Annotated in this window: 14 protein-coding genes; 3 read left to right on the plus strand and 11 right to left on the minus strand. The window is 69.6% G+C overall.

Annotated elements, in window-relative coordinates:
- Positions 1 to 29: 29 nt before the first annotated feature.
- From F3J10_RS06840 to F3J10_RS06850, 3 genes are all read right to left on the minus strand, one after another.
- A complete protein-coding gene (locus F3J10_RS06840; protein ID WP_051598300.1) occupies positions 30 to 1343 on the minus strand; it encodes a HAMP domain-containing sensor histidine kinase in 1314 nt (437 codons plus the stop codon).
- A gap of 100 nt (positions 1344 to 1443) precedes the next feature.
- The gene (locus tag F3J10_RS06845; protein WP_025099414.1) at positions 1444 to 2121 is read right to left on the minus strand and encodes a response regulator transcription factor; all 678 of its coding nucleotides are present in this window, start codon (positions 2119 to 2121) and stop codon (positions 1444 to 1446) included.
- Between the two features lie 226 nt (positions 2122 to 2347).
- Positions 2348 to 2593 (minus strand): hypothetical protein, encoded by a 246-nt coding sequence (locus tag F3J10_RS06850; RefSeq protein WP_126242784.1) that lies wholly within the window; start codon positions 2591 to 2593, stop codon positions 2348 to 2350.
- 285 nt (positions 2594 to 2878) lie between these two features.
- On the opposite strand from F3J10_RS06850, the gene F3J10_RS06855 reads away from it, so the two are divergent.
- A complete protein-coding gene (locus tag F3J10_RS06855) occupies positions 2879 to 3178 on the plus strand; it encodes a DUF4148 domain-containing protein (RefSeq protein ID WP_167241734.1) in 300 nt (99 codons plus the stop codon).
- Positions 3175 to 3531, plus strand: a complete 357-nt coding sequence (locus F3J10_RS06860; RefSeq protein ID WP_167241735.1) for a DUF4148 domain-containing protein — start codon at positions 3175 to 3177, stop codon at positions 3529 to 3531. The genes F3J10_RS06855 and F3J10_RS06860 overlap by 4 nt, the downstream gene beginning before the upstream one ends.
- 119 nt (positions 3532 to 3650) lie before the next feature.
- Here the strand turns inward: F3J10_RS06860 and gor are convergent, their stop codons facing one another.
- The 5 genes from gor to F3J10_RS06885 all read right to left on the minus strand — a co-directional run bounded on the left by gor (position 3651) and on the right by F3J10_RS06885 (position 8366).
- Positions 3651 to 5012, minus strand: a complete 1362-nt coding sequence (gene gor, locus F3J10_RS06865; RefSeq protein WP_025099418.1) for a glutathione-disulfide reductase — start codon at positions 5010 to 5012, stop codon at positions 3651 to 3653.
- Between the two features lie 234 nt (positions 5013 to 5246).
- On the minus strand, positions 5247 to 6377 hold the full coding sequence (locus F3J10_RS06870; RefSeq protein WP_025099419.1) for a porin: 1131 nt from the start codon (positions 6375 to 6377) through the stop codon (positions 5247 to 5249).
- 295 nt (positions 6378 to 6672) lie between these two features.
- On the minus strand, positions 6673 to 7038 hold the full coding sequence (locus tag F3J10_RS06875) for a glyoxalase superfamily protein (RefSeq protein ID WP_167241736.1): 366 nt from the start codon (positions 7036 to 7038) through the stop codon (positions 6673 to 6675).
- Between the two features lie 213 nt (positions 7039 to 7251).
- Positions 7252 to 7779, minus strand: coding sequence for a chromate transporter (locus tag F3J10_RS06880; protein ID WP_013699637.1), 528 nt, complete (start codon positions 7777 to 7779; stop codon positions 7252 to 7254).
- Positions 7776 to 8366, minus strand: a complete 591-nt coding sequence (locus F3J10_RS06885; protein ID WP_167241737.1) for a chromate transporter — start codon at positions 8364 to 8366, stop codon at positions 7776 to 7778. The genes F3J10_RS06880 and F3J10_RS06885 overlap by 4 nt, the downstream gene beginning before the upstream one ends.
- 106 nt (positions 8367 to 8472) lie before the next feature.
- Here F3J10_RS06885 and F3J10_RS06890 point away from each other — a divergent pair, with 106 nt between their 5' ends.
- Positions 8473 to 9357, plus strand: coding sequence for a transcriptional regulator GcvA (locus F3J10_RS06890; protein ID WP_025099422.1), 885 nt, complete (start codon positions 8473 to 8475; stop codon positions 9355 to 9357).
- Positions 9358 to 9385: 28 nt separating this feature from the next.
- Here the strand turns inward: F3J10_RS06890 and F3J10_RS06895 are convergent, their stop codons facing one another.
- From F3J10_RS06895 to flgK, 3 genes are all read right to left on the minus strand, one after another.
- Positions 9386 to 10690: a solute carrier family 23 protein gene (locus F3J10_RS06895; RefSeq protein ID WP_025099423.1), complete on the minus strand. Its 1305-nt coding sequence runs from the start codon at positions 10688 to 10690 to the stop codon at positions 9386 to 9388.
- A 289-nt stretch (positions 10691 to 10979) separates the two neighbouring features.
- Positions 10980 to 12209, minus strand: a complete 1230-nt coding sequence (gene flgL / locus F3J10_RS06900) for a flagellar hook-associated protein FlgL (RefSeq protein WP_166912441.1) — start codon at positions 12207 to 12209, stop codon at positions 10980 to 10982.
- Between the two features lie 14 nt (positions 12210 to 12223).
- On the minus strand, positions 12224 to 14209 hold the full coding sequence (gene flgK, locus F3J10_RS06905; RefSeq protein WP_166912439.1) for a flagellar hook-associated protein FlgK: 1986 nt from the start codon (positions 14207 to 14209) through the stop codon (positions 12224 to 12226).
- Positions 14210 to 14308 lie beyond the last annotated feature (99 nt).

Consider the following 14308-nt stretch of genomic DNA (forward strand, 5'->3'; position numbering starts at 1 on the left):
CCCCCGGCGGCAGGCAAGGCGAGCGATCCTCATACCAGCGACCTCGACCAGCATTCGATCGTGACGCGCGTGCCGGGCTCGGCGCTACCGATGCGCAGCGTGAAGTCATGCACGTTGAGCACCGTCGAGACGATGCTCAGGCCCAGCCCCGAGCCGGCCAGGTGCCCGGTGCGGCGGCTGCGGTAGCGGTGCTGCAGCACGGCCTCGCGCTCGTCGGGGGCGATGCCGGGGCCGTCGTCGCTGACGTCGATCTGCGGGCCCTGCAGGCGCTGGCGCAGCTCGAGCCGCACCGTGCCGCCCGAGGCCGAATACTTGAGCGCGTTGTCGAGCAGGTTGGTGAGCGCCTCGAACAGCAGCGCGCGATCGCCGTGCACCGCGTCGACGCGTTCGGTGAGGACCTCGAAGCGGATATCGCGACTCTCGGCCAGCGGCTCGAACAGTTCGCCGATATCGATCACCAGCGCCTCCAGGTCGACCTCGGCGAAACCGCCGCGCCGCTGCAGCGTGCCGATCTCGGCGATCCGCAGCATGGCGCGGAAACGCCCGAGCAGCGCATCGGTCTCGTTGCGCGCGCGCGAGACCAGGCTCGCCATCGCCGCGTCGTCCTGCGTGCCGGCACGCTCGGCCGCGTGGGCGAGCAGCGTATGCACGTGCGCCAGCGGCGTGCGCAGGTCGTGCGCGATGCCGTCGCACACGCCCTTGACCTCGTGCATCAGCCGCTCGACCTCGGCCAGCATGTGGTTGACCAGGTGCGAGAGCATGTCGATCTCGTCGCGCCCGCCCACCGGCAAGCGCTGGGCCAGGTCGCCGCGCGCGATGCGCTGGGTGACCTGGCGGATCGCCTTGATGCGCCGCATCTGCCGCACGCTGAGGATCAGCCCGCCGAGCAGGCCCGCGCCGAAGCAGAGCACGCCGCCCACCACCAGCGCATTGATGATGGCCTCGCGGATCCGCAGGATGTGGGTGAGGTCGCGCGCCAGCACCAGCCGATAGCCGTTGGGCCGCACCTCGGCCATCGCGCGCACCACCGGCGCCACCTCGTCGCCGGCGATCTTCAGCGTATGCGAGAGCGTCTGGCCGGTGCGATCGGTCTCCAGCCCGGCCGGGAATTCGAGCACGTCGCCCGCCACATGGCGGCCGTCCGGCGCGAACAGGCCGTAGTAATTGGTGTGCATGCGCTCGTGCTCGAGGCGGCGATGGATCGCGCCGGGCAGGTTGGTATCCGCCATCGAATCGAAGTAGATCATCTGCCAGTCGATCACCACGTCGGTTTCGCTCTTCATGTCGTGCGTGATCTGCGTGGCGATCACGCCCAGCAGCAGCATCACCGACAGCGAGAACATCACCGCGTAGACGGTCACCAGCCGGAACGTGCTGGAATACCAGCGCGGCGTGCCGGCCCCGCCGGCGCTCCGGCTTGCTTGTTCGGTCACGATAGGCGGCTCAGGACAGGATGTAGCCGGCGCCGCGCACGGTGCGGATCATCGGTGCGAGCTCGGGCGGGTCGATCTTCTTGCGCAGGCGTCCCATGTGGACGTCGATCAGGTTGGTGCCGGGATCGAAGTGGTAGCCCCAGACCGCCTCGAACAGCATGGTGCGCGTGATGGTCTGCCCGGCGTTGCGCATCATGTATTCGAGCACGCGGTACTCGGTGGGCAGCAGCGCGATCTCCACGCCGTCGCGGCTGGCCTTGCGGCCGATCAGGTCGAGCGCGAGCGGGCCCACCGCGAGCGAGGTTTCCGATTGCGCGGGCGCGCTACGGCTGCGGCGCAGCAGCACCTCCAGGCGCGCGGCCATCTCTTCCGGGTCGAAGGGCTTGGTGAGGTAGTCGTCGCCGCCGGCGCGCAGGCCGCGCACGCGCTCGTCGACGTCGCCCAGCGCGCTGAGCATCAGCACCGGCGTGCGCACGCCGATGCTGCGCATGGTGGTGACGATGGTCAGGCCGTCCACGCCGGGCAGCATGCGGTCCAGCGTGATCACGTCGTATTCGTCGCTCAGCGCGCGCGCCATGCCGTCTCGGCCGTTGGCCACCCATTCCACCGCGAAGCCGCGGCCTTTCAGTTCGCCGACGATTTCATTCGCGGTGATTTCATCGTCTTCGATGGTCAGGACTCGAAACATTGTCGTCCCGCCGGCCGCGAACAAGGGCGGTACCGGCGATTCGTGATGAGAGGAGAGGAATGTTGCCATATCCGGCCCGGGCGTTGAGCGGCCGTCGCGCATCGACAGCCATCAGCGCAGGCTACACGCGCGCGCGTGTCGCCCGGGTATCGGGTTCATTAAACATTCTTCATCCGGCGCGCGGGCGCTTGCCGCCAGGCGCGATCGAGGCCGGGCGCGAGCCGCCTCAGGTGGGCCGGTCGAGCGCCGGCACGGTCGCGCCGCCCGGCACTTGTGCGACGTTGCGCCGCATCTCGACCCCGGCGCGACGGCGCGCGTCCTCGATCGCGCGATATTGGCGCTCGACCCTCGCGTGATCGAGCACCACGTCGGCGATCGGCCCGCCGCTGCCCTGCACCTTCGCCTCGGCCAGGCTCGCCACGCAGAGCGCGACGGCGGCCAATCCTATCGATCCGATGGTTCGTCCGTTCACGCCAATCTCCTCCTGTCCTGGGTCCGGAGCCGGCGTGCATCGAGCGATGCGCGCCGCCATGCCCCGCACCATACGCCGCCGCACCTGAACGAACGCTGGCAAGCAGGTGAAAGAAATTTCAGCGAGGCCGCGCCGCCGTGGATGAAGGAAGTTTCATGTGCGCTCCACCGTTTCGACAAGCGCCCTCCACTAGCCTGCGTTCCGTGATCACGACGCATTCCGCGTCGGATCGGATGACCCGGCCGGCAGCTTGCCGGCGCCCAACCCGCCTCGAGGAACGACATCATGAAGAACCGCGCATCGACCCTGAAACACGCCCTGCTCTGCGCCGGCCTGCTGGCCGTGGGCATCGCCGCCCACGCCGCGCCGCTCACGCCGCAGCAATGCGGCGACTATCCGTTCGTGAAGATGAAGGGGCCGGTCACGCATGCGCAGATCGTCAACGAGCTCTCGGAGCTGGAATCGGTCGGCTACCAGCCCTCGGCCGGCGACGACAGCGACTACCCCGACGACATCGACAGCGCCCAGCAGCGGCTGATGCAGAAGTACCAGCGCGACTGCGTCAAGCACGGCGCGGCATCGTGAGACGCGCGGCGCGCATCGGGCGCGGGCTGGTCGGCACGCTGCTCGCGGCCGGCCTGATGCTCGGCGCCACGATGGCCGCCGCGCGGGCAATGCCGCTCAGCGCGCGGCAGTGCCGCGACTATCCGTTCGTGGAGGATGGCCGGGCGCTCACGCACCGGCAGGTGATCGGCGAACTCGCCGAACTGGAGGCAGCGGGATACTCGCCCGAGGCGGTCAACGGCAAGGACTTTCCCGATGCGGCGCGCGCCGCGCATCGGCGCTTGATGCGCGAATACCGGCACGACTGCACGGGACGGCTGCCCGGCATGCCCTTGGCCGCGGCGCAAGGCGACCAGCCCGGCGCGTCACCTTGAACCCTGCCGGCTTCGCTCGCGCCAGGTAGTTCGTCGTGCAATACATTGGACGCAGGGTCCAGGTTGCGAATTCGCCACAAGGCGCATGCCGCGGCACGCGCCTCGTGGCCTGCCCGCGCTCAGGCCGGATCGGGCGAGCGGGTGCGCAGCGTGACGAACTCCTCGGCCGCGCTCGGGTGGATGCCGATGGTCGCGTCGAACTGCGCCTTGGTGGCGCCCATGCGCACCGCGATCGCGATGCCCTGGATGGTCTCGGCCGCGTCGCGCCCGATCATGTGCGCGCCGACCACGCGCTGCGTGTCGCGCACCACCACCAGCTTCATGAAGATCTTCTCGTCGCGGCCCGTCAGCGTGTGCTTGAGCGCGCGGAACGAGGTCTTGTAGATGTCGAGCGCGCCGTACTCGGCACGCGCCTCGGCCTCGCTCAGGCCGACCGTGGCCAGTTCCGGCTGGCTGAACACGGCCGAGGGAATCGCGCGGTGATCGGCCTCGACGCGCTGCTCGCCGAACAGGTTGGCCGCCAGCAGCGCGCCGTCGCGCGTGGCCACCGGCGTGAGCTGCGGACGCGAGGTGACGTCGCCGATCGCGTGGATCGAGGGCACGTTGGTGGCCGAGTAGGCATCGACGCGCACCGCGCCGCCCTTCTCCAGCTCGACGCCGGCGTTCTCCAGGCCCAGCCCGGCCGTGTTCGGATGGCGGCCGGTGGCATACAGCACCGCGTCGTAGGGGCCTTGCGGCGTGCCGTCGACGTCGAGCGTGAGCGAGCCGTCGGCATTGCGCGTGATGGCGCGCACCTGCGCCTGCGTATGGATCGCCACGCCGTGCTTGCTGATCTCCTCGTGCAGCACGCGGCGCAGATCGTCGTCGAAGTGGCGCAGGATTTCCTCGCCGCGATAGTAGAGGTCGACCTTCGAGCGCAGCCCGTTGAAGATGCCGGCGAACTCCACCGCGATGTAGCCGCCGCCGACCACCGCCACGCGCCTGGGCAGCTCGGGCAGGTCGAGCGCCTCGCGCGAGGTGATCGCGTGCTCGATGCCGGGAATCTCCGGCAGGGTCGGCCAGGAGCCGGTCGCCACGCCGATGTGGCGCGTGCTGTAGCGCTTGCCGCCGACCTCGACGGTATGCGCGTCGACGATGGTGGCGCGCCCCTCGTGCATGCTCACGCCGGCATCGTTCAGCAGCTTGATGTAGATGGTGGAGAGCCGGTTGATCTCGCGATCCTTGGCGGCGATCAGGGTCGGCCAGGAGAATTCGCCCTCGCCGAACTGCCAGCCGTAGCCGGCGGCATCCTCGACGTCGTCGGGGAAATGCGAGGCGTAGACCAGCAGCTTCTTCGGGATGCAGCCGCGCAGCACGCAGGTGCCGCCGATCTGCTCCACCTCGGCGATGCCCACCCGGGCGCCAAGCGAGGCCGAGATGCGGGCGAGCCGCACGCCGCCGGAGCCCGCGCCGATCACGAAGAGGTCATAGTCGTAGTCCATCGAAATGCTCCGGCAGATTTGGAATCGGCACGATAGCAAGTTTTCGGGAAACGCGTGAGACAGGACGCGGCGCCGGCCGGGGCCCGGCTGGCGAGGCCGCCGGTTTTCTGCTAGCGGGCTTCGGCGCCGATTTCGGCGGCCGATCTCGGTGGCCGTAAACGACATCGCCCCGGTCGCGACGCGAATCGCGACCGGGGCGGCGGAAGCGGCGCCGGCAATCAGCCGGCGCGCCGCTCAGAAGATGTTGCGCAGGCCGATCGAGACGCCGGTCTGGTTGTTGCGGCCCGGCAGTTCGACCACCGAGGCGCCGGTCGCCTTGTTGAAGTCGACCGTGCCGTAGATCTCGGTGCGCTTGGACAGCGCGTATTCGGCCAGGCCGACGATCGCGTAGCGATTGCCGCTGCCGAGCACGCCGCTCGAGATCGTCGCGTTGCGCGAGTGATCGTAGTAGAACGCGCCGGTCAGCGTGATGGTCGGGCTCGCCTGCCAGGCCACGCCGGCATACGGGCCGTCGTCGATCCGGCCGGTGCCCTTGAGCGAGCTGATGCCCGGCACGATCGCCTGCTGGGCCAGCGTCGAATCGACGAAGCCGGTGTCGTCCTTCGAGCGCAGGTAGCCGGCGTAGAGCTTGACCGTGCTGAACGCGTAGACCGCGCCCACGTGGTAGATGGTCTGCTTGCGGTTCGAGTTGTCGCTGTTCTGCTGCATGCCGGCGGCCACGTTCAGCGGGCCGAAGGCGTAGCCGAGCGTGAAGCCGTACATGTTGCCGGCGCCGACGTGGCCCGGCAGCTGGCCCGAGAAGCCGTTCGCGCCGGTCGAGGTCGAATCGGTGCCGAACGAGTACATCGCGCCGACCGACAGGCCGCCGAACTTGCCGTTGTACTTGACGGCGTTGTCGGCATAGAGGCCCGCGCCGAGCGCCACCGGCAGCCAGGCGTTCTCGAAGTAGTTGCCCACCGTCAGCGGGTCATAGGTATCGGCCAGCAGGTCGAACAGCAGGGTCTTCTGGCGGCCCAGCGTGACGGTGCCGTACTGGCTCTGCAGGCCCACGTAGGCCGCGCGGTTGAACAGGCGCGAGCCGCCCGCCATCGAGCCGTCCTGCAGGTTGATGCCGCTTTCGAGGTTGAAGATCGCCTTCAGGCCGCCGCCGAGATCCTCGACGCCCTTCAGCGCGAAACGGCTGTTGGTGATCGCGCCGTTCGTCATGTAGAAGCGATTGTCGTTGTTCGCGTTCGAGTTGGTCAGGTAGCGCAGGCTGACGTCCGCGACGCCCCACAGCGTGACCGAACTCTGCGCGTACGCCTGCGTGCCGGCGAACGCGAGCATCATGCCCCCAACCAATCCCGCGATTCTGGTCTGCTTCATGAGCGATCCTTTTCTTTATCGTTGACGGTGTCGTTATGGTCCGGGCGCGACGGCGCGCGGCCGGATGCGCGTCGCACGCTTCTGGCGCGGACGGCGTGGGCCGCATCATAAGACGGAGGCTGTAAGGAACAAAAAAGAATTGCGCCGCGCCGCGCGCGGCTGTCGCCCGCGCGCAACGCACTGGGGCAGGGCCCGATTGCGGCGGGCCGCGAGGCGCGTCAGGGTTGCGGCAATGCAGCATGCGGCGCGCGGCAGCCGGGAGCGCCGCCGCGCATCGCCGCCGATCGAGTGCCGTTCAGTCGCGCTTCAGTTCGGCAAAGCGCAGCCGGTTGCCGAAGGGATCGGCCACCGTCAGTTCGCGCCCCCAGTCCTGCTGCTCGATGCCTGGGCGCGCATAGCCGTATTGCTTGCCGATCAGCTCGGCGTGCAGCGCATCGATTCCCTCCATCGGCACGAATACCGTCGAACCCGGCGTGGCATCGCCGTGATGCTCGCTCAGGTGCAGCTCGAGCTCGCCGCGCTTGACCGCCGCGTAGAGCGGCAGGCCGGGCTCGAAACGATGCCCCCAGAGCAGTTGGAAGCCGAGGAAGTCGAGGTAGAACTCGCGGGCCTTGGCCTCCGAGAAGATGCGCAGGATCGGGATCGCCGGACTCAGTTTCATGCTGGCCTCGTGGAGAGGGAGGCGCGCGGCGGACGATGCATCGGAGACCGAAGCAAGGTCCGCTCGACGCCGGGCCTGCATCTTAGCGCGGATCGCGCGGCGCACCGGCGGCGGATCGATAGCGAACCGGCACCGGATCGAGCAAGCGATCGGCATCGCCGCCGGCGCGTGGGGCGTGAGGCAGGCGGCTCGGCGGCAGGCTCGAAACCTCGCTCAGAACCAGGCGCTGGCCAGCCCGATCAGCGCGCCGCCGCCGAGCAGCCAGAGCGGATGCAGGCGCGTGCGCCAGGCCAGCACCGCGCAGGCCGCGGTGATCCCCCATTGCAGCGCCGCATGGTTCGAGGCCTGCGAGATCAACATCGCGCTGGCCGCCACCAGGCCCGCGGTGACCGGCATCATGCCCTGCTGCACGTAGCGCCGCCACGGCCGGTCGCGAAAGCGTTCCCAGGCGTGCAGCGCCAGCATGGTGACCGCCGAGGACGGCCCGAACTTGGCCAGCGAGGCCACCAGCAGCCCCGGCCAGCCCGCCACATGCCAGCCCACCAGAGACACGATCATCATGTTCGGCCCCGGCGCGGCCTGCGCCAGCGCGAACAGCGCGGTGAACTCGGTGGCCGGCATCCACTGGTGGATCTCGACCACCTGCCGCTGCATCTCGGGGAGGATGGTATTGCCGCCGCCGAAGGCCAGCAGCGAGAGCTGCGAGAAGATCAGGGCCAGCGCGCCCAGCGTGTGGCTCATCGCGTGTCTCCCGCGGCCTGCATGCGCCCGCGCGCGGCCAGCCAGATGCTGATCGGCGTGAGCACCAGCATGGTGGTCAGCAGGGGCAGCCGCAGCAGCGCGATCGCCACGAAGGCCAGGGCCGCCACGCCGGCGGCGGCCGGCACCTGCCGCAAGGGCCGCGCGACCTTCAACGCCATCGCGATCAGCAGCCCCGCCGCCGCGGCCGCCAGCCCGCCGAATAGGTGCTGCACGCGCGGGTCGCCCTGGGTCCTGGCGTAGATCACGCCGAGCGCGACCACCACCAGGGTGGGCCCGGCGATCAGGCCGAGCAGGCCCGCCAGCGCGCCGGGCACGCCGCGAAAGCGCATCCCGACCGCCACCGACAGGTTGATCACGTTGCCGCCGGGCAGGAACTGGCAGAGCCCGAGCAGGTCGGTGAATTCCTCGGGCGTGAGCCAGCCGCGCTGCTCGACCACGGCGCGCCGCACGAAGGGCAGCGCGCCGCCGAACGAGACCAGCCCGAGCCCGAGAAAGCCGAGGAACAGCTCGGCGATGCCGACCTCGCGCGGCGGCGCCGGGCGATCCTGTGTGAGGGGGGAAGACATGCGGAACATCCTGGGGAGAGTGCCATCGATGCGGCGAGAGTACGCCCGATCGCGGCCCCGGCAAAACGATTTCTCGGCTCGCTCCTTGTGATCTACACTCACAAGCATGACGCGTCTACTCCCCCCTTTTCCGGCCCTGCGGGCCTTCGAGGCCGCTGCCCGCCACGAAAGCTTCAGCGCCGCCGGCGACGAACTGCATGTGACTCACGGTGCGATCAGCCGCCAGGTGGCCGCGCTCGAGGCCTGGCTCGGCCGGCCGGTGTTCCATCGCCACGGCCGGCGCGTGCGGCTCACCGAGGAGGGCCGCCGCTACCTGGCGACCCTCTCCGAGGCCTTCGATCGCATCGCGCAGGCCAGCGAGCAGTTGCGCGAGGCCGGGCCCGCCCATGTGCTGCGCATCAACGCCCAGGCGACCATCGCGATGAAGTGGCTGCTGCCGCGGCTGTCGCGCTTCCAGCGCGAGATGCCCAACGTGGAGCTGAAGCTGTCGACCTCGGACGCGCCGCTCGACACGCTCGACGGCCAGTTCGACGTGGCGATCCGCAGCGGCCCGGGGCGCTGGCCGAACCGCGCGAGCGGCCACTTCCTCGACGAGACGGTGCTGCCCGTCTGCAGTCCGAAGCTCCTGCGGCAGATGCCGATCGCCTCGGCCGAGGATCTCGCGCGCCATGTGCTGCTGCATTCGGATACGCGGCCCTCGGCCTGGCGCGACTGGTTCGCGGCGGCCGGCACGCCGCTGCGCGCACGCAAGCGGCAGTCCTTCGATCACTTCTACCTGGCCCTGCAGGCCGCGGTGGACGGGCTGGGCGTGGCGCTCGGCCCGCTGCCCCTGCTCGACGAGGAGCTGGCCAGCGGCCGGCTGGTCGCGCCGCTGGCGGGCCCGCGCATCGCCACGCGGCGCTACTGGTGGATCGCGGCGCGCGAGGCCTCGCCGCCGGTGTTGAAGTTCTGCGCCTGGCTCGACGCGCAGGCCGGCCACGCCGAGGCCTGAAGCCTGGCCGGCAGGCCCGCGCCGCCGTTCACACCACCGGGCCCGGCTCCTTCTCGCGGCGCAGCAGCGCGTGCAGCAGGATCGCGCCGAAGGTGGCGGTGCCGATCCCGCCCAGCGCGAAGCCGCCCAGCTTCAGCGAGAAATCGCCGGCGCCGAGCACCAGGGTGACGGCCGCCACGATCAGGTTGCGGTTGTCGGAGAAGTCGACCCGGTTCACCACCCAGATCCGCGCGCCGGTCACGGCGATCAGGCCGAACACCACGATCGACACGCCGCCCAGCACCGGCCCCGGGATGGTGCTGATCAGCGCGCCGAACTTCGGCGAGAAGCCCAGCACGATCGCGATCAGCGCCGCCACCGCGAACACCAGGGTCGAGTAGATGCGGGTGACCGCCATCACGCCGATGTTCTCGGCATAGGTGGTCACGCCGGTGCCGCCGGCGCTGCCCGACACGATGGTGGCCAGCGCGTCGCCGATGAAGGCGCGGCCGACGTAGCGGTCGAGGTTGTGGCCCGTCATCGCGCTGACCGCCTTGATATGGCCGAGGTTCTCGGCCACCAGGATCACCGCCACCGGCGCGAGCAGCAGCATCGCGTGCGGATCGAACACCGGCGCCGTGAAATGCGGCACGCCGAACCAGGCCGCGTGGCCGACGATCGAGAAGTCGATCGGCTTGCCCAGGCCGAGTCCGTTGGTGACCACCGCGTAGATCGCGTAGGCGATCAGCAGGCCGATCAGGATCAGCAGGCGCTGCATCATGCCGCGCGCGAACACCGCCACGCCGCCCACGCACAGCACGGTGAGCAGCGCCATCACGCTGTCGAAGGTGCTGGCGCTCACGCCCTTGACGGCGATCGGCGCGAGATTGAGGCCGATCACGGCGACGATCGCGCCGGTCACCACCGGCGGCATCAGGGTCTCGATCCAGCGCGTGCCGATCGCCGAGACGATCAGGCCGATCACGCCATAGGCCAGCCCGCAGGCGATGATGCCGCCCAGCGCGAGCGGGATGTTGGCGTTCATGCCGCTGCCGCCGTAGCCGGTCACGGCGATCACCAGGCCGATGAAGGCGAAGCTCGAGCCGAGGTAGCTCGGCACGCGCCCGCCCACCAGCACGAAGAACAGCAGGGTGCCGATGCCCGACATGAAGATGCAGAGGTTCGGATCGAAGCCCATCAGCAGCGGCGCGAGCACGGTCGAGCCGAACATCGCCACCACGTGCTGCACGCCCATCGCCACCATCTGCGGCCAGGGCAGCCGCTCATCGGGCGCGACCACGCGATCGGCGCCGCGCTCGGCCACGCGCCAGCGCGGGAAATAGGAATCGGCCATCGCGGGCTCTCCTGTCGGAAGGGGGGGCTTGTCGGGAACGGCCGGCGCGCGCGGCGCCGCCGGGGCGAATCAGGCGCGAGTGTACGAAGCGCGAACGCCGCTGACAAGAAGGGATGACACAGGGATGGCACGGGGATGGCACGGGAATGACGCGCGGCCGGGTTCGAAGCCTGGCCGGAGGCAGGGCGCGAGGGGAAAGCGGGGGGAACGCTGGGGAAAGCGAGAGGAACGGCGGGGACACCGCGCGGCGCCGGCCGAGCCGGATCGGGCCCGGCCGGCGCCGCGTGACTCAGTTCAGATACTGGAACAGCGAGAGGTTCTGCACCTGCGAGAAGGCCTTCTGCGCGGCGGTCAGCGCGTTCTGCGCCTGCAGCAGCTGCGAGATCGCGGTCGGCATGTCGGCCTGCTGGAGGTCGGTCAGCGAGTTGGTGGCCACCAGCGAATTGGTCGCGGTGATGGTCTGCATCGCCTTGACCTGGTTTTCGCGGCCGCCCACCGAGGCCTGCACGGTGGTGATGTTGGCCAGCGAGTTGTTGACCTTGGTCAGCGCGGTCGACATCGAATTCACGAAGCTCGCGGTGGCGGCGCCGTCGCTGCCCACCGGCGCCTTGAGCGCGGCGATCGCCGCGTCGAGCGCGCCGAAGATGTCGGCCCCGGCGGCCGGCGCGGGCGTCAGCGAGAAGCTGTCGCCGGCGTTCGGCGAACCCGAGATCACCAGGCTCTGGCTGCCGACCTGGATCGCGCTGCCGGCCTGGTAGGCCTGCGCGGCGCCGGTGGTCGGCGGCGTGGTGGAGTTGTCGGTCACCGTGTAGGTGGGCGCCGTCGAGGTGCCGCCGAAGGTGATCGTGTAGGCGTGGTTGTTGGTCGGGTCGCCCGGCTTGCCGGCCGTCACCGCGCCGATGGTGCCGGTGCCGGTGTTGCCCGCGGCGCCGGTCGGCACCGGCAGGCTGCCGGTCGAGGGCACCGAGAGGAACACGTTCACGCCGCTGTCGCCCTGCGCCACGCTCTGCGTGTCGGAGATCTGCACGTTGCGCTGGCCGGTGTCGCCCGAGAAGGTCACGCCGCCGGCCGGCGAATTGGTGAACGGCTGCGACGAGCCCTGGAAGCCCGCGAAGATGTAGTTGCCGGCGCCGTCGGTGGTGTTGGCCAGGCTCAGCAGCGTGTCGCGCTGGCCCTGCAGCTGCGAGGCGAGCGCGGCGCGGTCGCTGTCCGACATGGTGCCGTTGATCGCGCTGCTCAGGCGCGAGACGATCGTGTTCAGCGTGCCGGTCACGCTCGAGAGCGTCGAATCCTCCAGGCCCAGCGCGGTGAGCGCGGTGTTCTGGTTCGCCGAGTATTGCGAGAGCGTGGCCGAGGTGGCCGACAGCTGCACCGCCTGCGCGGCGCCCAGCGGATTGTCGGCCGGCGTCTGCAGCAGGTTGCCGCTCGCCACCTGCTGGTACAGGGTGGAGATCTGCGACTCCTGGTTGTTCATCAGCTCGATGTTCTGCGTATAGAACTGCGAGGTAGCGATGCGCATGATGATCGATTCCGTCAGTTGAAGATGCCGAGCAGCGTGCTGAACAGCGTGGAGGCGGTCTGGATCACCTTCGCGTTGGCCTGGTACATCTGCTGGTACTGCATCAGGTTCACGGCTTCCTCGTTCTGGTTCACGCCCGACACCGATTGCTGCTGGGTGGTGATCTGGCTGACCACGCCGGCCTGCACCGAGCTTCTGGCCGACAGGCTCGCCGCGGCGTTGCCGACGTTGTTGACGTAGGAGCTGTAGGCCCCGCTCAGCGTGGTGCTGCCGCCGTCGAAGGCCTTCGAGGTGGCCAGCGCCGACAGCAGCTGGGCGTTGCGGCCGTCGTTGGTGCCGCTGCTGCCGCCCTGGATGGTGAAGGTGTCGCCGTCCGCGGGCGCGCCCGAGACCGACACCGTCACGTTGTTCATCAGGTTGGTGTCGGTCGGCGGCTGCACCGTGCTGGTGATGGTCAGCGTGGCGCCCTTGCTGGCGTCGTAGGGCACCTGGGTGTTCGCGTCGGTGATCGCCACGGTGGTGGGCGGGGTGGTGCCGATGGTCACCGTGGTGCCGACCTGGAAACCCGTCAGCGACTTCGAGGCCGCGTTGTAGGTCAGCGTGGTGGTCGACGAGGGAATCTGGTAGCCGGTCGTGACGCTGCCCGCGGTGATCGCGCCGGTACCCGTGTTGGTGGCGGTCTTCTGCGCGAACACCGGCGCGCCGGAGGCGATGGTCGCGCCGCTCACCACGCCGAAGCTGTTCAGCGCGCCGCGGGTGGGCTCGATGGTGAACGAATCGCCCGGCTGCATGGTGCCGGTGGCCGACAGCTTCAGGCCGCCGAGCGTGGCCGGCAGCGAGTTGGCCGTGCCCACCACGGTGCCGGTGGTCTTGTTGGTCAGCGTGTAGGTGCCGTTGTTGAAGGACAGCGTCAGGTCGCTGGTCGGCGGCTGCTGGGCATTGTCGAAGGCCGCCGTGAGCGTGGCGTTGCCGGTGTTGTTGGCATTGGTGATGGTGGTCGGCGTCGGCAGGTTGAACAGGTTGCCGCCCACCTTGCCGTTCAGGTCCACGCCCAGCGCGTTCTGCGCATTGGTCTGGGCCGCGAAGCTGACCGCGATCGCGCCGAGCTGCGCCTCGGCCGGATCGAGCGTCTGGGTGCGGAACTGCAGCGCGCCGCCGATCGAGCCGCCGGTCACGCTGCTGTCGGGCACCACCGTGGTGGTGGCCGCGCCGTTCACGGTGCCCTGCACCGTCAGCGACAGCTCGCTCGGATCCGCCGCCGAGGGCGCGGTCGACAGTTGGTAGCTGTTGTTGCCCACCACCAGCGGCTGGCCGTTGCCGATCGAGACGTTGTAGTTGCCGTTGACCTGGGTGACCTGCACGCCCACGTACTGCGACAGGCTGGCGACCGCCTGGTCGCGCTGGTCGAGCAGTTGGTTGGGCGGCTGGCCCTGCGAGCCGGCCGCCGAGATCTGCTGGTTGAGCTGGGCGATCTGCGCGGTCAGCGCGTTGACGCTGGTGACCGAGCTCTGCAGCTGCTGGTTGACCTGGGTGCGCAGCGCGTCGAACTGCGCGCCGGCCGCGTTGATCTGGGTGGCCAGCGTCTGGCCCGCAGCCAGCGCGGTCTGCTGGGTGCTCTGGTTGCCGGCGTTGTTGGCGACCGTCTGCAGGCCCGAGAAGTAGCTGGAGATCGCCGCGCCGATCCCGGCCGACGGATTGCCGACGTAGTTGTTCAGCGTCGCGACCAGGGCCGAGTACGAGCTCAGCGCGCTGGCGGTGGTGTTGGCCGAGTTGAGCTGGTCCGACAGATACTGGCTGAACTGGCGCTGCACCGTGACGGTGGTCACGCCGCTCGGGCTGAAGCCGTTCGGCGTGTACTGGCCGTCCGATTCGGCGAAGATCGGGCGCTCGACCGAGTAGCCCGGGGTCGCCTGGTTGGAGATGTTCTGGCCGGTCGTGTTGATACCCCAGAGCGCGGCGTTGATGCCGCTGAGTCCGAGGTTCAGGAGATTGCTGGACATGGGTGCCGGCCGCGAACGGCCTCCGGGAAAGGGACACCCGGTATAACGGCCGCGCGCGGCGAAAATTGAGGCCGCGCGCGAGAAAAACCGTGGCGCCGG

The sequence above is a fragment of the Burkholderia sp. Cy-637 genome (assembly GCF_011753175.1).
Classification (GTDB): Bacteria; Pseudomonadota; Gammaproteobacteria; order Burkholderiales; family Burkholderiaceae; genus Burkholderia; species Burkholderia gladioli.

Coding starts and splice junctions, on each gene's coding strand:
- F3J10_RS06840 (WP_051598300.1), bottom strand. CDS start 1,343: ATGTTCTCGCTGTCGGTGATGCTGCTGCTGGGCGTGATCGCCACGCAG.
- F3J10_RS06845 (WP_025099414.1), bottom strand. CDS start 2,121: ATGTTTCGAGTCCTGACCATCGAAGACGATGAAATCACCGCGAATGAA.
- F3J10_RS06855 (WP_167241734.1), top strand. CDS start 2,879: ATGAAGAACCGCGCATCGACCCTGAAACACGCCCTGCTCTGCGCCGGC.
- gor (WP_025099418.1), bottom strand. CDS start 5,012: ATGGACTACGACTATGACCTCTTCGTGATCGGCGCGGGCTCCGGCGGC.
- F3J10_RS06870 (WP_025099419.1), bottom strand. CDS start 6,377: ATGAAGCAGACCAGAATCGCGGGATTGGTTGGGGGCATGATGCTCGCG.
- F3J10_RS06875 (WP_167241736.1), bottom strand. CDS start 7,038: ATGAAACTGAGTCCGGCGATCCCGATCCTGCGCATCTTCTCGGAGGCC.
- F3J10_RS06880 (WP_013699637.1), bottom strand. CDS start 7,779: ATGAGCCACACGCTGGGCGCGCTGGCCCTGATCTTCTCGCAGCTCTCG.
- F3J10_RS06885 (WP_167241737.1), bottom strand. CDS start 8,366: ATGTCTTCCCCCCTCACACAGGATCGCCCGGCGCCGCCGCGCGAGGTC.
- F3J10_RS06890 (WP_025099422.1), top strand. CDS start 8,473: ATGACGCGTCTACTCCCCCCTTTTCCGGCCCTGCGGGCCTTCGAGGCC.
- F3J10_RS06895 (WP_025099423.1), bottom strand. CDS start 10,690: ATGGCCGATTCCTATTTCCCGCGCTGGCGCGTGGCCGAGCGCGGCGCC.
- flgL (WP_166912441.1), bottom strand. CDS start 12,209: ATGCGCATCGCTACCTCGCAGTTCTATACGCAGAACATCGAGCTGATG.
- flgK (WP_166912439.1), bottom strand. CDS start 14,209: ATGTCCAGCAATCTCCTGAACCTCGGACTCAGCGGCATCAACGCCGCG.